A 17,547-nucleotide genomic window follows, 5' to 3' on the forward strand; every position below is an offset into this window, starting at 1 on the left:
TTTTTTTGTTTAACTTTCACCATTTTTTTTTTTTTGTGTGGTACCGCCAAAACCGCGTGCCTCTGTTGGGTGTGGCGGGTGAACACCCCGCCCCGCCACGTCCCCCTACACCCGACTGTCGCGATGTCTGGAACCACCCGTCGTCGCGACTGGGCAAATCAGACCGGGCGGGGAATCCGGCTGCATTCAGCCTAGCTAGCTGAGCGGCGCATACGGACGAGCGTGCGTCGCGTCGATGCGCAGAAGGCTGGGACAAGGGTGGGGCAGTTGAAACGGTAGTCGTCATCGGATGCTCTTTTCCGTTTAGCGGCTGGTCAGGCCGCATGTACGTGGGAATTGTTCGTACTCGAGCGCACCGGGGTTCGAAGGTCAGTGAGTGATCGTCAGCGCTGCATCGCATTCATCACTGGAATTTAAACCCGGTATGCAACGATGGTATCTACATCTTTAATAGGATGTCCAGCGATGAACGGACAATCGCAGTGAGATCGCCCCTGAACGGCTTCCAGCCCCAGGCCCTCGAAGACGCGCGCACTGCTGCCGGAATCTCGCGCGGCGACCTTTCCCGCGCAATAGGCGTCGACCCGACCACGATCCACAACTGGGAAACCTCGCGATCGAACCCTCAGCCCGACCACCTCGCCCGGGCCGCCGAGAAGCTCGGGATACCCCTCGACCATCTCATCATCGTTCCGGAGGACAATCGGACAATCGCCGACCTGCGGAACCTTTCGGGATTGACGCAGAAACATGTCGCGGACCGAACCGGGCTCAGCACCACGACCATCGGCCGGATCGAGCGTGGCGAAGGAAGCCTGTCCGACTCCCACGCCATTGCACTCGCTGACGCTCTGCGCTTGGAACAACGGACAATCCGTGACGCATTCATCCGCGCACGGAACCGTCCCCTTCCACCGCGGTAACGCAGCAATAATCACGGCGCACTCATGCGCTGTCGCCACGACGCAACCGTCGCTGCCGTCGACGATCGATGGAACGTCGCGCGCCGCTCAGCACAAAAGCTGCCGAGATTGCCAGCGCTGCCACGGCGACGATCAGCCGACGAAGATCAAGGCCGGCGCCGTCCGTGCCAGGAATAGTCACAAGCGGTGTCGCCGAGGCCGCAACTATGAACTCATGCGCGAGCAGCCACCCCGTTGCCCTACTTGATATCGCCGGAAGAGTTGCTGCGACCACACCCAAAGCCAGCGGGACAGCCATCAACAGAGACAGTTGGTCCTCGTCCGACAGGCATGCTGGTTTCTGCGCAGATTTGCGTGGCGGCTGTGCCTGAGTCGGTTGCATAGGAAGTCCTTCCTCCTGAAGTGGGCCTCTTGCATGGAGGAAGATCCGGTCAAGCGGACTTGTGTGACAAACGTCGGCGGTCTTCTCACAACCCAGCACGAGCAAATCCGCTGTCGGTCACCCGAGACGGCGCCGGACAACTGGGCGGTGACATCCAGGCTCAGTTTGCTGCCTCGCTGCTGTCGTTCCTCACACCGAAACCTGAAGAGGTTTACGAATCGATACGTAAGAGCTGTCGGGTAAGGCGAGTTCGCCGTACTCATCGCTGTCGCTGCGCCAGGTCAGGGATAACAGCGAATCGTCGATGATGTCTAATTCGGGATCGGTATCGACGACCACCCATTCGTCGAGGTCGTCTATCAGCAAAAGGTCCCCGAGTGCGACGTCCGCGGCGCGAACGTCGTGGACCGGCCCGTACTGGTCCTCGTCGGTCCGATGTGAAGTCGACCGATCGTCAACGAAGTCGGAGTCACGGCATCCTGGCATCTCCGGTTCCATTCCTGCCGGCTCTTTGACCAGCGCCAGCCGAGTGCGCATTGACTCCGAATCCTCCGAAGAGGATTCACCGGGTTGTGGAGCTGAAAGCTGATCGAGAAACGAGGCGGGATCGTTGGCGTCGTTCGAGGCGGTCAACGGCTGGGGGTGGTCGTTGGGTGCTCCGGTCGCTTCGACGGTCGGCGCGGCGCCGCCGCCGAGGAGTCCGAGGAGCGCCGTCGGAGATGCGATACCGTGGTCGACTTCGTGGGTCATGTTCGCTCTTCTGAGGATCGGATCGAGGTCGGGTCGGTCGCTGGCCAACACCCATTCAGCGTCTATGTAGTCGAAGTACGTCAGCGGCGCAGGTTCGGACGTGTTGTTGGTGGCATCGAGGTCGGGAAGTTCGTCCGGCGGGACGATCAGCAATCGAGGATGGCGTGTCACCGGGGGCCGGAGGGTGTCGAGTAGGTCCGCTTCGAAGGAGTCGGGTCGCGTCTTCCGCGGGTCAGGTACGCGGTAGCACTGGATCTCGATTGGTTGATAGTTGTCGGTGACGGTGGTGCCGCGACCGCGGCACTTGCGGGGCACGCTGGTGCCGATCGTTGGAGACTGCCACATCATCAGCGCACCTTGGGGAGAAAGTCGGCCCATCGAGATGCGCATGGCGAAGTTGTCACGCATGTCGCCAAAGAAGTACTGCGCATCGGGACGCTGGGTTCCGAAGACCAGATGCACCCGTGCGGTGCGGGCTTTGCGCGCCATGGACGCGAGCATGGTTATCACGGGCGGTAGACGGGGTCCGCCCTTCGATTTGACTCCCAGGTACCAATCTTCGACGTTCCCGCGGAATTCAGCCCATTCGTCGAGGAAGACCAGAACTGGCTCGAAGTCCGTTTCGGTAGCCTCGCCGGTGACAATTTTTTGGTACCGAAACTCCATGAGATCGCGGGCGCGATGGACCAACGCTACTTGCTGCTCGATGGTGGTGGCGACCACTTGCACGTTGGGCCAGTCCTGGAATCCCAGAAATTCGACGTACTTTCCATCGAGAACCCAAATCGGCCATCCACGTCGTGAGAAATTGACCAAGAGATTGTGCGCGGTAACGGTTTTACCGCTGCCGGGTGGTCCGATCAACATCATGTTCGGGTCGATCGCTGGTCGCCACACTACTTCGTTGCCGTCTTCGTCGATACCGTAGGGAATTTCGACCGAGTCGTAGCTGGCGAGGAGATCCGCGTCAGGGTCGAGGTCTGTCTTCGGCAACCAGATGCTGTCGAGGAACGCTGTGCGTAGTTCGAACCGGACCCAGTCCGTCTCAAGGTTCCATTTTGCTCGCCAGCGACCGGGCAATGTCGCGCTCATTCCTCGTTCGACTCGGGTCCGGTATCCCTCCGATGCCAGTTTCGGGCCGAGTTCGTGGCGGACTTCCATCGAGGTGACGTCGCCGGTTTCAACGTCAACTTCGATCGCTGTTGCGGCTGCGGTAGGCCCCAGCAGTTGAGTGACGATCCGCTTCGCGCGTGTGACCTGGTCACTGTCTGGGGCTTCTCGGTTCGGTTCGGCGGCGGATGTAAAGATCAGCCGGCGGCGGGCGGGGTCATGCTTGTCGAGCTCGAAGAAGCCCCAACCCTGGTGTTCGAAGATCTCGCAGATGTCGGCGAGCCACGTTTCATCATTCAGTGCCTGGGTCGAGTCGTAGTGCACGGTAAGTTTCCGCGGATGTCCTGGCCATTCGCGACGACTCCATCTTGCTGTGGACAGGACCGCCCGGCTCGCTTCCGGTAGCCCCACGATCGGACATAGCTTCTCTACCACCTCGTCGACGTCGGCATCGCGAAGCTGTCTTCGCTTGCCTGTTACTGCGGTGTAGGCGGCGGCGATCGAGAATCCTGCGGAGGCAGGCATTGGGAGGGCGCTGTACCCGAACAGCGGGGCGGCGGCACAGATACCTACTCCGGTTGTAGCTAGGCAGAAGCTGTCGCGGATCCATGTGAGTGACCGTGGCGGCAGGGAAGGGATCCGGGATGAACGGGTGAATCGCGTAGCACTTTGTTGCGGTGGTGGTTTCGTCATCAGTGGGCCTCACACTCGCCGTTCGTCGGGACGGAAATTTGAGCGGTCACGCGTGCTTCATTTCTGCAGGACACTGTGAGCACCGATCGGTTTAGCCACCGCCGTCGCGATCGGATCGCGGAAGTGGTTGGTCATGTCCTGTAGGGCCGTTGTGCCTGATGAATCGACGACGAGTCCCCCGTAGTTCTGGTGAGTTCCGGACCCGATGAATGAGGCGAACTTGAGTCCTTCGGCACCGATCTGGGAGAGGGCGTCTGCACCGTCTGAGCCTGCCAAGGCGGTGAGGCTCGAGGCGAGCCCTCCTAGGTCCCCAGCCTGTGACTGCTGGGTGGGCTGCTGTCCGGTCGTCGTGGACGCAGACGCTGAACCGAGCTTGGACGCCTCGGTTTTCTGGCCACCGTTGAGTGTGCCCACCGCGATCTTCGCGAAGTCGAGGATGTGTGGGAGTGCGCCGAGGCCGGCTCCGATGATGTCGCCGGTTTCGATGGCGTGCCAAAGTTGCTTTTGGAGTTCGCCGGCGGTGTTGGCCAGACCGATGATGTCGAGATTCCCGACGAGGCCGACGATCATCGAGATGATCTGTGCGGCGCCGGACGGGTCGGGAATCATCGCGATCAGGGCCGCAGCCGTCTTGTAGTCGAGTCCGGCGGCGAGTTTGATGAGTGGCTCGAACAGGACGTTGATGCGGTCGAAATCGGCGTGGACAGCCTTGACCTTTGACATCGGATCGAGACCCGGATCGAGAACGATGTGCGGGATCCGGTTGAACAAGATGTCGAGAACTGGCGGGATGTTGTTGGCGAGGTCGAATGCGTTCGTCCCGATGTGCGTGACCTGGTTGATGAGCACGCTCGGCTTGATGATCGAGAGTGCGTCCGCCGCGAGTGACAGACCATCGGCCGGAGCGGCGGCCAAGGGGGAGACCTGAGTGGACAAGGTGTCCACCGAGGTCTGCAGCTGCTGTACCCGATCCGGCGTAGAGGCATTCTGAACTGTCCGCGCGATGGTGTCCGCGGCCTGAAATGCACTCCCCAAGTCGATGCCCTTGACCTTGTCGACGATCTGACCGGCGGCGTATTCGGGAGTCGAAGCGTCCGCCGCCTTGAGCGTCTGTTCCACGGCCGGATTCTGGGTGACCCAGCTCGTCGTATCGGCCACCGGAACAAGGGTGTTGGCAACATCTGTCGCTGCCGATTCCATGCTCTCCAGATTCGGAGCGCCGGACTGCAGCTGCTGCTGCAGGGTCTCGATGTTGCCAGCCAATCCCGGAAGATCGACCTTCGAGTAGTCGGACACCAAGGCGTTCTGCAGACCCGCGGTGGTGGGCTGAGATCCATCGCTCTGCTGCGGACCGGAAGCAGTCGGAGGCTGCGCAAGCACCCGCCCAAGTCCTGCGAGCAATCCATCCTTGCCGGCGTTGGTCGAGCAGTAGAGGTCGTCGGGGGCGCAGTACGAACGCGTGACTGCAGCAGTCTTTCCGAACCCGCCCGGCCTGGCCCCCGCGATCCCAACACCGTCGACGGGCGGACCGACGAGAGTGTTGTCGCCATTCAAACTCTGTCGTGGGTCTGCAACAAGCCCGACAGCGATCAACTTCTCTGCGGGGATCGGTCCCTTGTCGTGTCCGATCAACCATGCCAAGTCGCCGGCCACGTCCGCACCCTGGCTGTAGCCGCCGAGTGCGAACTGAGTGTTTGGGCATTGCGTTGCACGAGTTTGCATCACGCGCGCACCGGCCTTGATGCCGGATGCCTTACTGGTGCCATAGGTCTTGCCCTTGTTGAAGGCGGACGCTTCGTACGCCGGGTAGGTGATCTTGATGGAGCTGCCGAACAGCTGGGAAAGGGGATCGGTGACCTGCTTGAGCAGACCCGTCGCGATGTCAGGATTAGCGGTCGAGTCCGTTTCGAACGTTCCCGGCATCATCACCACTTCCACTGCCGGGCAGCCCGACGATGCCGGCACCGCCTCGGCCTGACGTGGCGACACAACCGTGATGAGGGAGGCGAGGAGTGCAGCGTGCAAGAAGGCGACGAGTAGGGGCACCCGGGCACTGTGATTGGTGCGACCGCCCGCAGAAGTTGGCGCGTGAAGGTTCGTCATGAGTGTTCTCTTTTCGTCAGCGATGCAGCGCCGGCTCGATGACCCGACCGCTGTCAATGTGAGTGGTGATGTCGCGGGGGAGGAAGTCGGCGACAGTGAGAGCGACCCTGTTCATCGCATGCGAGGACTCGGCGAGCAGTCCGGGACGAGTGATTGTGGGGTGGGTGAGTGCAGCATCGAATCCTCGCGTCGCTGCGAGGAGCAAGGACGTTTCGGTCAGAAGAAGCGCCGCCGCGATGAAGACCATGACGGTGAACAGAGGCACGAAACTACGGGCCATCAGATCGCCGCAGTAGTCGTTGCGGTCCGACGACGACCACGTGCAAACCGGGGTCGAGAAGGCGGCTGGTTGGAGGCGGCGACACTTTTACGAAGGCGTGTGACCGCGCGGTAGAGCCGCTGGCGAAGCGCTGCCGGAGTCATCCCCACCTCCGCGGCGATCCCGGCCAGGTCGCAATCGGTCTGCTCGAGGTATGCCCGCTGAATCAGGGTGCGATCGAGGTCGTTGATGACCTTCTTGTCGACCGCCCAGGCGAGCAGAGCTGATGCAGAGATATCCGCTTCCGGCTCGTTCTCAGCACTGTCCGACTCGTCCATGACATCGGAGGCGGGGATCTCCTGGGCGAAGGTTTCCTCACGCGTGATCTTCTTCAGCGTGTGCAGGAAGAGCGCCGCGTAGACGTTCTCACCGGACGGCCTGTAGGTGGCGATCAGAGACATGAACGTGGCCACCGTGGAGGCCGCTCTCTCATCGCACGCGTGGAACCGATCGTGCCCACTGACCCGTGCGTGGCGCGTCAGGGCGATGAGCTTGCCGAGCATCAACTGCAGTAGCGCTCGCCCGGCAAGGGAGCTTCCTTCCTGATGCAGTGTCAGCAGTGCCAGAAGCACACCATCACGATCTCGGCGGTGCGCCGCGGCGAGATCGTTGAGATCCGCGACCTCACGGAGCGCGTCCTGGCTCACCGACCACGTCAAGACTTCGGCGGCGGCTACGGGGCGAGCGCACAGGTACATCCACTCGGTGTTCAAGCGGCTGTACAGATTGCTCGGCGCGGTGCTACGAACCGGCGTTGCCGATGACGCTGTGGTGGCGGTGGGGGCGTGGGTGGACGTTTCCACGATCGGTCTCCTCTGGGCGCGGGCGAGGTGGTCTCGCGCCCAGTGCAGCAACCGGATATTGCCTCTGACCTGCATGTTTGTTGTTGCCGGAGGGGTTGTCGGTTATTGCCAAGGCGTTGTTGCCGTGAAGGTTCCGGCAGTGCGGCGGTGGGCAGGGAGTGCCCCTCACGTGCGCTCTTTCGGCTGAGGCAATAACCCAGTGGCGACAGCAGAAGAAACTTCAAAAAGTTTCGCGAGCGATGTCACTCAAGCCCCCCGGACCCGGATCTTCCTCCAAGTACAGCCCACCTTTTCTGTGTGGCGCTCTTCCACACCCCAGTCGCCAGGAGGACCGGATGCACGAGCTCGACAACTCGCTGCAAGCCCAGCTGCACGATCTCGGCTACGTGCACGCCGTCACCGAAGAAATCCGCCGAGTCGCGGCAGCCCTGGCGGTGAACCCTCTCGATGAAGAGGCGAGCACTTCGCTGTGGCTGTTGGTGTTCGTCGGAGCGCCAGCCGCGCGCGCCGCGCTGTCGCGCGCGTGCGCACTCGACATCGCGGATTCCGTCCCCGCTTGCACATCCCCCGACCCGACGACAGAAGCCGGCATCCGATGAAAATCGACCTCGCGAAAATCAACAACTTCGGCCGCAGCCCCAAGAGCACGACCGATCCCGCGACCGAAAACGGCGCCGACTCCGTTGTCGACGAAGCCGAGGAGTTGGCGCGCGCGGAGCGTGCACAGTGGGGCCTTCGGCAGGTGTGGACCACCCGAATTCTCAGGGCAGGAATCCTCGCCGCACTCGGCGCCGGAACAGTCGCCTTGATCCTTGTCGTCTTCGGATCCTCGCCCACTCCAAACCTCACCGACAACGCCACCAAGGACACCGCGGCCGTCGACACAATCGGTCAAGCGAAAGCCGAAGATCTTGCTCGGCAGTTCGTCGTTGCCTGGCTCCAGGCATCGCGTGGGAATGAACAAGAACTCGATCATTTCGTCTCGGGAAACCCCAGCCTTCCGACCGCGCCGTTGTTTGCCGCGACTGATCCGGCCGTCGCGTCGATCGACTTCGAGCAGAAGTCACGGACATACGCGGTGACGGTCTCGGTGTCAGTTCGAGCCGCCTCGAACGCGAATGCGGCCACAGTTCGTCGCTACTTTCAGGTGCCGGTTGTGGTTACCGAAGCGGGCGTGAGGGCGGCCGCATTCCCCGCCGAAGTAGCTGAACCGTCGACCTCGATCGACGTCAAACTCGGCTACAAGTACCGGGTCGCCAACCATCCCATCGCCACGTCCGCGCACGAGTTCCTGTCCGCGATGTTGACCGGCAACGGGGAAGTAGCCCGCTATCTCACGCCGGGGGTTTCGATCGCCCCGATTGTCCCGGCGCCGTATCGCAGCGTGGCAATCACCGATGTCTATTCGTCGGAAGACCTGAGCGCTGCCAGTGCATCGGCACAGCGGCCTGACGGCGATGTTGTGCGCCTCCTGGTGACGGCAGCGCAGAAAGTCACCGAGGCCGATTCGGTCAGTGGGCAGTACGCGCTGACGATGACCTCACGCGGCGGCCGGTGGGAGGTCAGCGCAATTGACGCAACGCCGTTGTACCCGCCGGCGGCACCCCGAACACCATCCTCGTCAACGACCACACCGAACTCGACCACACCACGTGCGGATGCCCCGGAGTCCGCATCGTCTGAATCAAGGCAGCCCCCCGCACTTTCAGTGCCGACTGCCGGCGACGTGCCGTTGTTCTCGCCGTCAGGAACCGATCCTCATTCATCCGGAAGGTAACCCATCATGTCCACTGCGCTCGCAGCCACCGATCCCAGCAACGCGGTCCTCGCAATAGGGCTTTTCGACAAGGCGCAGGAGATCACTAGCGACGGCAAGCTGCTCCTCCAGTCGGCCGCCGGCTGCCTCGTTTTGTTCTTTCTTCTCAAGAATCTGATGGCCTCATTCACAGTTGCCCGACTCATCATTTCCGCGCTCATCGGCGGCGCAGCACTGTGGGTCGTCTTCAACATGGACGTCCTGAAGGACTCGACAGGTGAGGAGTTGGAGAGCGCTCCCGCCGTGGTGCACATCGTGGCCGAGCCAAGTTCCGGCTTAGACCTGCCGGTGTGATCTCCGCCCGTTCGCACCGGCTGAAAGACGACTTGTCGGCAATGACCTCATTGCGCGACGACCTCTTCAAGGAGGCTCCAATGTTCGATGTAGCTAGCACTGCGGAACCGGGTTCGCGGCCTCGCCGGCATGAAGTCACGAGTGGGCCGGTGCTGCGATGAGCGACGAGCGCACCACCGGGGAAGTCATCAAGAACTTCACCCGCGCTCGCAAGGTGCCGCAGCTGATCGGGCGTACACCTGACGGAAAGAAGCTGCCGTTCGGTCCCTATACTGTTCCGCAGGCCGTCAGCGGTGCGATCGTCGGTGGGCTCCTGTGGCTCTTGCATCCACTGTGGCTTCGGGACAGCATTTCCTGGAACGTCGGATTCTTCGCCTTCTGGTCACTGGGCACCGTCTTTGTCGTCGGCAAACTCCGGTTTGCCGGCCGGAGCCCCGCCTCAGTGGCACAGGGAATCTGCGCCGCAGCCTTCGCGCCGGCCGGTGCCAAGATCCAGATCAACGGCCGCCGGGTGACCATCCGGCCACCCCACCTCGTGCGTCCGAGTGGCTTCATCACTGCCGACCCGACGGCCGCCGAACTGAGCGCCACGGTCATCCCGCAGGCCGTGCACATCGCCACCGCCGAGGTCACCGGAACCGCATCGGCGGAACATGTCGCACCACGACCGCCGACCTCCGCTCCGGTGCCCACACCGGCGAGCGGGCCCACCCATCGCGCCGGCCGATCGAGCGTCAAGGAACTCCTCGCTCTGGCTGCTGCAGGCGCCTCCTAGTAGAAAGCACCGCCACTATGGAACAGCCGACGCTGTCAATGGCCGCGAACATCCGGTGGACGAAGTCCGGCGTTGTCTGGGCGGACTACGTGCTCACGGGAATCGACTACGGTTACCGCCCCGACGTGGACAAGCGCACTGCTCGTACCCTGCACACGATGCTCGTCCGCGCCCTTCCGGGCGAGTCACTGTTGATGGGCATTGCAGCATCGTTGAGCGCCGAGGCCGTCGTTTCCCGAATGACCGAAGGCGTCGATCTCGATGCACACCCGGACTGGGCAACCGAATGCGAAGCGACTCTCGACTCGATCGAGCTATACCGCCCAGGCCAGCGGATCTACTGGCTGAGCATTCCGCTGACCACACCCAGGGTCGTCGATCAGGTCAAGGCCGCGGCTCATTCGGCCTGGACCACACTCTCCGACTGCATCGGGCTGCCGCGGGCCGCAATTGACGATGACGAGATCCGGGCCCGTGTCCGGCAGGCCAACCGGATCATGGCCGACATCCCCGGTGTCTTCGATGCGCAACCTGCCACTCCCGCTCAGATGGTGTGGCTGTGGCGGCACGCGATGACGCGCGGACTGCATATCGACCCTGACCTGCCGGACGCAGTCGTGACGCCAGGAGCAAAGTCAGGTGCCGCCCTGTCCGCATGCCGGATCGACGAGGGCGCCCAATCGGATCGAGAGAAGGCCTCGGGTTGGCGAGGCAAGGTCCCGACGTTCAGTCGGGTCCTGAAAGTCGACCAGCCGTACGAAATCGTCGACCACCCTGCCTCCTACCAAGTGCTCCTCGCGCTCGCTGACACCCCCGCCGGTGGCGTCTATTTCCCCGGCTCGGAGTTCTTCACCCTCGCTGACGACTTCGGCGATATCGATGTCGATTTCGCGGTACGGCTCAAGGTCACCGCCGGTGCCGATGTCATGCGAGCGAACAAGCGCGCGCTCGAGAACCTGAAGGAGCAGTACGAACAGCGGGAAGGAGAGTTGGCCGGCGGCCAAGGTGTTCTCGACCTCGCTGCCGCCGCGTTGACCGAATACACCTCGTTGCTCGAGACGAACCGCGATGAGGTCGAGGTTGCCTGGACGGCGTTATTCGCGGTAGGAGCCGATTCCGAGGAGCGCGCACTCGCTGACGCGAAGGCATTGGCGAAAGCGTTCGAACAGCAGGAATACAAGGTGGTCGCACCGGTCGGCTACCAGGAAGACCTGTGGTGGGCGATGTTGCCTGGCGTTCCCACATCGAAGATCGTCCGCGAGTTCGCCCAGATCACCACGTCGACGCATTTCGCGGCGTACATGCCGTTCATTCGCAACGATCTCGGCGATGGCAGTGGTCCGCTACTGGCACTGAACATCACCACCTCTCGGATCGGTGTGGTTCACCACGACGTCGCCGGAAAGTCCCTGCGCGACCAGTCCGGATCCTTCGCGGTCACCGGTGAACTCGGATCGGGCAAGTCGGTCACCATGAAGGTGATCGCCGGCCAGGTCGTCGACTGCGGGGGACAGGTCATCGGTATCGACCAAAGCGACCTCGGCGAGTACGCCAACTGGGCCCGCGCCGTCACCGAGGCAGTCGTGGTCGACCTCGTCGAACCCGAATACAGCATGGATCCACTGAGGATCTTCGACGCCGGGATCGCAGCAGAAATGGCCCAGTCCGTGTTGTTGACACTGCTCCGGATCCAGCCATCCTCAGACCTGGGCATCGCCTTGGCGAAGGCGCTCGAGCCCGAGTACCGCGCAGAGCACCCCTACCAGGGTTTGGGCGAGCTGACCAAACACCTCCTGTCCGGTGCTTGCCCGATCGCCCACGCCCACGAGCTCGGCGAAGCGATGAACGTCTACGCCCGCCGCACCTACGCGGCGGCACTGTTCGGCACAGATCTACCCCCGCTGCCCATTACTGCTCCCGGCATCATTTTCCGCACCCACAAGGTCGACTTGCCGACCCAGCTGCAGACCGAGAAGCAGCACCTCTACGAGAACCTGCCGCTGGAGAAGCGATTCGGTCACGCGGTGTACACCCTGATCGCGAAGCTCGCCCGCGGGCAGTGCTTCGCCGACCCCGACCAGATGGCGTTATTCCTCGTCGACGAGGCACACCACCTCCTGGGCGCCGACGACGGAATCGACATCGTCGAGGACTTCGTGCTGCAGGGCCGCAAATCCTCGGCCGCCGTGGGACTCGGCGACCAGGACTGCGCGTTCGGCACCCCGAAGCTACGCGGACTGATCAAGACCCGCATCGCGCACCGTCATACAGACGACACCCTCGCCAAGCGCGCCATTGAATGGCTCGGCCTCGACCCGGACGACGACGGACTGGTCAAGCAATACATGGAGCAGACAGCTCCGGTAACCGGAAAAGACAAGTACGTCGAACCTCACCGCCGCGGTGAAGGCTACATGCGCGATGGCAGCGGAAACGTCGGTCGTATCAAGACGCTGCTGCCGGCAACCGAGTCTCGCCGAATTGCAGTGTCGACCACTCCGAAGGACACCAAGCTGGTGAAATCATGACCGCGGCCGCGGCGCCCTCCCGTGAACGGGAGGTGGTCGGCACCCCCGAACCCCGGGAGTATTTCAGTGTCCGCGCCGCGGCCACACGCTCACTGCTGTGGCTTGTCACCGCATGGATTCCGCAATCCTGGCTGACCGCACTGATACACCTGACCCGTCCGGTAACCCGCTGGCTGTGGGCACGCTGGTGGAGCCGGCTACTCATCCGCCTCATCGCCGGCTGGCACGCGGCCGGCGCCATCTTGATGATCGTGGCCACCCCGGCTCTCGCCGATCCCGCCGGCGGCGGCGGTGCGAACCCGTTCTTCGCCTGGATGAATCTGAAAGATTCGCACGGCATCGACGCGTGGAGCTACTTCCTGTCCATCGACAAAGGCAACGCCTCGGTGGGCGGCGGCTGGCGCATGATCTGGGCGTACATCATCACCCTCGAATACGAGGTCTTCCGCTTCCTGATGGCAACGGCCATCTGGTTCATCACCTGGGTGCTCTCGTTCGAATGGCTCGACCTGATCCTCACCCCCGTGCGCACCATCGCCGACTCGGTCACCTCCATCACCAACCAGTTCGCGTTGACCCCGCTGATGCTCACAGTCGCCGGACTCAGCGTCGCCATCTGGATCATCCGCGGCCGATTCTCCACCGGAATCTACGAGCTCCTCATGTCCTGCGTCATCGCGGCCGCGGCCGTGGGCGTTCTCTCGAACCCGGTCGACCGGGTCCTCGGGGACGACGGGCTGGTGCTGTCGGCGCGAGATGCGGGCCTGGAAGTTGCCTCAGGGCTCGCGAACGGTGGTGATACCAGCGGAAACCCGCAGACCGAGATCGACACGATCGAATCGAAACTCATCGATACGTTCATCCGCCAACCAACGCAACTGATCAACTTCGGAGTCGTTCTCGATGCCCCGGAAAACAACGGGAAATGCGTCAAAGAGTTCGACGCCGCGTACCTCGCGACGCCCAAGGAACCTGGACTCGCGGATAAAGCGCAGGACGTCGTCTCCGAGGTCGCCCCTGGGGCAGGCGTAGCCCTTGACCTGATCAATCCCGACGCGAAACCGGAAGACCGCGTCAAAGATGCCATCGCCAAGTGTGAGGGGGAGGACGGGCCGATGAAGGCCTATGCCGACAACCCCGGTCCCGGACAAGCGATGGGCCTGTTCTTCCTGAACTTCGCCGGCGCACTCCTCATGGCCTTCGCGATCTACCTCGCCGGCCGATTGATCATCGCCGCAGGTGTCTCGATCGGCAATGCCATCAAATCGATACCAGGAGTCGTCCTCGCCATCGCACCCCCGATGCGCGGGCAGTTCTGGCGGACCATTGCCAACGCCGCAATGGCGTTGCTGCAGATGATCTTCGCCATCGTCTTCCTCGTGGGATACGTCATGGTTGTCGAGGATCTCTTCGCTGCAGACGAATCGAACCTGATCCGCACGGTGTTCTTCGTCGACATCTTCCTGGTCACCGCACTTCTCCTCTTCCGCCGAGCGGTCAAGGGAATGAAGCGAATGTCGGACAACCTGGCAACAATTCTGGCTAAACGGCCTAACGCCGCACCGACCGCCATCAGTCGCTCGACGCCCACCACAGCGCGCGACATCGCTGCGATGGCCGCCAACGGACGCCACATGTACCAGGGCGGAAAGGCCGTGGTGAAGGGAGCAGGAGCACTAGCGAAGAAGTCCGGCACTGCCGCGGCAACGACCGGAAAGGTCACAGCCGGAGCCACGTCGACCGCAGCAACCGGCGGGGCGGCTGCAGTGCTGGTTGCCGGACGGGTCCTCTCCTCGACGGCGAAGCGAGCGAAGAACAAGGTCGACTCGATCGCCGATCCCGACAGCTACCCGAAGTCCACCTCCGGCGCGGTCGGTGCCCAGACCAGTCGTGGAACCGCCGCTACGAACGCTGCTGCCGACGCTGTCCGGAGTCGACTGTCGAAAACGGCGGTGTCGGACAAGGCCGGCATCAAGCACCCCATCGGGGTCGCCCCGTCATTGCCGGTCGCCCACCCTGGCCAGGTCCGTGCCTCGGCCACGACAACCAGTGGTCCGGACGGTCGCCGATTCCGCGCATTCACCACCTCATCTGGGGCGCCGGTGATGTTGCCGACTACACCGAGCCGCACCCCGCGACCAGCCAGACCCGCCTCTCCTGAAACAGGGATCCCCAACGGTTCAGCGTCGAAGACTGCTCAGCTGCTCGCTGCCGCCGCGCAGTCCGGATCCGCGCCGTTGGTCAAGCCAAGCGCACTGGCCCACCGAGCTCGCTGATGACGCTCCTCGACACACCACCGTCGACCCCGGACACACAGGACGGCAGCTCGAAAAAGTGGTGGTGGCTGCTCGCCGGCATGCCCGCCTTCGCCATGGTCATCATGATGGCTCCGATTCTGGTCATCCTCGCGACGACTGGCAGTGACACGAACTGCGGCCAACCTGTGCCAGACGCCGGGGGCGGCAGCCTCATGGGAATCAAGCCCGGATCCCTCGCGGTCCCGATGGCCGAAGGCACCTACACCATCAGCTCACCCTTCGGTATGCGCGCGGGAGGCATGCACGACGGCCAGGACTACGCAGCACCACTGGACACCCCGTTCTACGCCGCCGGTGACGGCGAAGTCATCGCCGCCGAGCCCGCCGCCGGCTACGGACACTGGATTCGGATCCGGCACACCATCGATGGCCGGATCGTCGAATCCCTCTACGGGCACATGCAGGCCTCCGGAGTCCTCGTCCACACCGGAGACAAGGTCACAGCGGGCCAACTGATCGGCAAGGTGGGCAGCGAAGGACAGTCGAGCGGACCGCACCTTCACTTCGGCATCTACCCCGGAGGCTGGTCACTGGGCGGCGGAGTAGATCCCATTCCGTGGCTCACACAACAAGGAACCATCTCGCCCAATGGCGGACCAGCAGAGTTGGTCGCACATACCGATTCCACCGGTGGAGATCTACCGCGGCTGCCCGCCGACAAAGGCAGCGAAGCGCACATGCAGGTCGACTCGATCCGCGTCATGCGCACCATCGCGGCAGCTTTCCCCGAGATCACCAGCATCGGCGGATGGCGCCCAACGGACGACGTCGCCCCGGACCACCCCGACGGGCGCGCGGTCGACATCATGATTCCCGACTCCGCGAGCGCCCAAGGGAAGGCGCTCGGCGACAAGATCGCCCTGTACCTCCAGCAGAACAAAGCGGCCCTCAACGTCGAGTCCGTGATCTGGCAACAGCGTTACTGGGATGGCACCGGCGACTGGTCACTGATGGAGGACCGTCACGGCTACACCGCAAACCACTTCGACCACGTACACGTCACACTCACAGGCGGCGGGATGCCGACCGCCGACACCCACTACGGCAGCTCGGGCGGTACGACCACCACGGAGCCGTGCCCGCCCGAGGTCGGTGATCAGATCAAGTTCGCCCCTGGCAGCATCCCGCCGCAATACACCAACGCAGTCTCGGCCGCTGGGTCACTGTGCCCAGAGGTGAGTCCGGTTCTCGTTGCCGGCATCGTTCAACAAGAGTCCGGGTTCAATGAGAAGGCCGTCAGCACAGGCGATGGAGTAAACCAGGGCGGCGCCGAAGGAATGAGTCAGTTCATGCCGGGGACCTGGAAGGCATTCGGTACGGATTCTGGTCTAGATCGAGACGGAAACACGGAACCACCGAACGCTGCCGACCCGTTCAATCCGTACGACGCGATCGCCTCGGAAGGGCGCTATCTCTGCCACATCGCCGACTACCTTCGACCGCATCATGACAGCGGGGCCGTCCGCGGCGACTTCACCGATCTGATCATCGCCGCCTACAACGGCGGGGAGGGTGCCATCGTCACCTACGGCGGGATTCCGCCATTCGCCCAGACCCAGGCATACGTTCCCGCCGTCCGTCAGCGCATGACGAAGTTGGCAGCCTGATGCCCGCCCGGAACGTTATTGCCTCAGAACGATCAATGTCGCTTGTGTGCAGCCAATTGCCGGCACGATCGCCGGCCGGATACCGATCGCATCTTGCGATCGGTATCCCGTCTCGTGCCCCTGGCAATCACTCAGAACGATAAGAGCGCCGCAACGGGTATGCACTCGCGGATCAGTCAGAGGCGAACGGAAACCGCTCGGCGCACAGAGGCTTGCTCGTCACGGTACCGGGTTGATGAAAGGCGACGGAGGCGAAGGGAACCGTCCAGGCTAGTGTGTGGGATTGCGAAGTCAGCAATTCGATGAGACGCAATGCCTGGGACATTTCACCTCTGGATGGGCTCGGCGGGGCACAGAAAGTTGTTGCCTGAGCGCGAGAGAATCCTCCAGCGGCGCTTGCGCTCCACCCTTGCTCTCTCCGTTGCGCTGTGTGGAGCGTATCGCACGTGTCAAGGGCTGGTTGGTGAATCCAGTTGTTGTCATGGCTCACTGCATCTGAGGTCGACTCGGTGAATCTGATGCGAACTGCGGCCAATCTGACCCCGGCAAAGGCAGTTTGATTCGGGGTCCCTGACCAGCGCTCCGATCGCGGGTGTTGCTTTCCAGGAAGTTTGCGACGACAGGCCACTGTCCGTGTGCATCCGACTGGTTGAGCCGCGCGACGAGGTCGACACGGCCAATCTGATGCATCTCGGGAACAGGATGTCGTTTCTCATCAATTTCGTTGAGTCGGGACAGGTGTCTTGCCACGCCACCACTCCATCACGGCGGTTGCACACCATCTGCTAGGCGGGATTCTTTGGGACAGCTGCGGAAGACTCCACGTGAAGCGATGCCGCACGGCAGTGATTAGAAGGTTGCAGCGTTCGTGTCACACACGTCCCCCTTCCAGGATCTTCCTCCGAGTATGGGAGAGCAGTGGGCGACGAAGTTGAGTGCAGCCCACATGGGAGAGGAGCAGCGTGGAAATGCGTTCTGATTGGCGAGTAGTAGCCGCAATTTTCATGACGGATAAGCAGTCCGGCGCGTCGAGTGGAAGACTGCGGGCCGCCGAATACAGACCAGCTGCCTGTTCTAGGGAACTCGGGTGACCATGCAATCTTTCGGCTGTGAAGGGTTATGCGAT

General features: G+C 62.7%; 12 protein-coding genes. 8 read left to right on the forward strand and 4 right to left on the reverse strand.

Annotated elements, in window-relative coordinates:
* The first annotated feature begins 455 nt into the window (after window positions 1-455).
* Window positions 456-923, forward strand: a complete 468-nt coding sequence (locus tag ACFTZB_RS07750; protein WP_378430888.1) for a helix-turn-helix domain-containing protein — start codon at window positions 456-458, stop codon at window positions 921-923.
* 571 nt (window positions 924-1,494) lie between these two features.
* On the opposite strand, the gene ACFTZB_RS07755 is transcribed toward ACFTZB_RS07750, so the two are convergent.
* From ACFTZB_RS07755 to ACFTZB_RS07770, 4 genes are read right to left on the reverse strand one after another with little or no spacing between them, the layout of a single operon-like run.
* Window positions 1,495-3,858, reverse strand: coding sequence for an FtsK/SpoIIIE domain-containing protein (locus ACFTZB_RS07755; RefSeq protein ID WP_378430889.1), 2,364 nt, complete (start codon window positions 3,856-3,858; stop codon window positions 1,495-1,497).
* A gap of 57 nt (window positions 3,859-3,915) precedes the next feature.
* Window positions 3,916-5,961, reverse strand: coding sequence for a cutinase family protein (locus ACFTZB_RS07760; RefSeq protein ID WP_378430891.1), 2,046 nt, complete (start codon window positions 5,959-5,961; stop codon window positions 3,916-3,918).
* Window positions 5,962-5,977: 16 nt separating this feature from the next.
* A complete protein-coding gene (locus ACFTZB_RS07765) occupies window positions 5,978-6,226 on the reverse strand; it encodes a hypothetical protein (protein ID WP_378430892.1) in 249 nt (82 codons plus the stop codon).
* Window positions 6,227-6,240: 14 nt separating this feature from the next.
* On the reverse strand, window positions 6,241-6,852 hold the full coding sequence (locus ACFTZB_RS07770; protein WP_378430893.1) for an RNA polymerase sigma factor: 612 nt from the start codon (window positions 6,850-6,852) through the stop codon (window positions 6,241-6,243).
* A gap of 566 nt (window positions 6,853-7,418) precedes the next feature.
* On the opposite strand from ACFTZB_RS07770, the gene ACFTZB_RS07775 reads away from it, so the two are divergent.
* The 7 genes from ACFTZB_RS07775 to ACFTZB_RS07805 all read left to right on the forward strand — a co-directional run bounded on the left by ACFTZB_RS07775 (window position 7,419) and on the right by ACFTZB_RS07805 (window position 16,421).
* Window positions 7,419-7,682 carry a hypothetical protein gene (locus ACFTZB_RS07775; protein ID WP_378430894.1) on the forward strand — a complete coding sequence of 88 codons (264 nt, stop codon included), beginning with the start codon at window positions 7,419-7,421 and terminating at the stop codon, window positions 7,680-7,682.
* Entirely contained in the window at window positions 7,679-8,860 is a 1,182-nt protein-coding gene (locus ACFTZB_RS07780; RefSeq protein ID WP_378430895.1) for a conjugal transfer protein, read from the forward strand. The genes ACFTZB_RS07775 and ACFTZB_RS07780 overlap by 4 nt, the downstream gene beginning before the upstream one ends.
* Window positions 8,861-8,866: 6 nt before the next feature.
* The gene (locus ACFTZB_RS07785; RefSeq protein ID WP_378430896.1) at window positions 8,867-9,193 is read left to right on the forward strand and encodes a hypothetical protein; all 327 of its coding nucleotides are present in this window, start codon (window positions 8,867-8,869) and stop codon (window positions 9,191-9,193) included.
* Window positions 9,194-9,350: 157 nt separating this feature from the next.
* Window positions 9,351-9,968, forward strand: a complete 618-nt coding sequence (locus ACFTZB_RS07790; protein WP_378430897.1) for a hypothetical protein — start codon at window positions 9,351-9,353, stop codon at window positions 9,966-9,968.
* Between the two features lie 17 nt (window positions 9,969-9,985).
* Window positions 9,986-12,496, forward strand: coding sequence for an ATP-binding protein (locus tag ACFTZB_RS07795; protein ID WP_378430898.1), 2,511 nt, complete (start codon window positions 9,986-9,988; stop codon window positions 12,494-12,496).
* Window positions 12,493-14,772: a hypothetical protein gene (locus tag ACFTZB_RS07800; RefSeq protein ID WP_378430899.1), complete on the forward strand. Its 2,280-nt coding sequence runs from the start codon at window positions 12,493-12,495 to the stop codon at window positions 14,770-14,772. Before ACFTZB_RS07795 ends, ACFTZB_RS07800 begins: the two co-directional genes overlap by 4 nt.
* Complete coding sequence (locus ACFTZB_RS07805) at window positions 14,772-16,421, forward strand: peptidoglycan DD-metalloendopeptidase family protein (RefSeq protein ID WP_378430900.1); 1,650 nt, start codon at window positions 14,772-14,774, stop codon at window positions 16,419-16,421. Before ACFTZB_RS07800 ends, ACFTZB_RS07805 begins: the two co-directional genes overlap by 1 nt.
* The last annotated feature ends 1,126 nt before the right edge of the window (window positions 16,422-17,547 follow it).

Origin of the sequence: Rhodococcus sp. NPDC057014 (assembly GCF_042673295.1) — a bacterium.
Taxonomy (GTDB): domain Bacteria; phylum Actinomycetota; class Actinomycetes; order Mycobacteriales; family Mycobacteriaceae; genus Rhodococcus_F.

Coding starts and splice junctions, on each gene's coding strand:
- ACFTZB_RS07760 (WP_378430891.1), bottom strand. CDS start 5,961: ATGACGAACCTTCACGCGCCAACTTCTGCGGGCGGTCGCACCAATCAC.
- ACFTZB_RS07750 (WP_378430888.1), top strand. CDS start 456: ATGTCCAGCGATGAACGGACAATCGCAGTGAGATCGCCCCTGAACGGC.
- ACFTZB_RS07785 (WP_378430896.1), top strand. CDS start 8,867: ATGTCCACTGCGCTCGCAGCCACCGATCCCAGCAACGCGGTCCTCGCA.
- ACFTZB_RS07755 (WP_378430889.1), bottom strand. CDS start 3,858: ATGACGAAACCACCACCGCAACAAAGTGCTACGCGATTCACCCGTTCA.
- ACFTZB_RS07795 (WP_378430898.1), top strand. CDS start 9,986: ATGGAACAGCCGACGCTGTCAATGGCCGCGAACATCCGGTGGACGAAG.
- ACFTZB_RS07805 (WP_378430900.1), top strand. CDS start 14,772: ATGACGCTCCTCGACACACCACCGTCGACCCCGGACACACAGGACGGC.
- ACFTZB_RS07775 (WP_378430894.1), top strand. CDS start 7,419: ATGCACGAGCTCGACAACTCGCTGCAAGCCCAGCTGCACGATCTCGGC.
- ACFTZB_RS07780 (WP_378430895.1), top strand. CDS start 7,679: ATGAAAATCGACCTCGCGAAAATCAACAACTTCGGCCGCAGCCCCAAG.
- ACFTZB_RS07790 (WP_378430897.1), top strand. CDS start 9,351: ATGAGCGACGAGCGCACCACCGGGGAAGTCATCAAGAACTTCACCCGC.
- ACFTZB_RS07800 (WP_378430899.1), top strand. CDS start 12,493: ATGACCGCGGCCGCGGCGCCCTCCCGTGAACGGGAGGTGGTCGGCACC.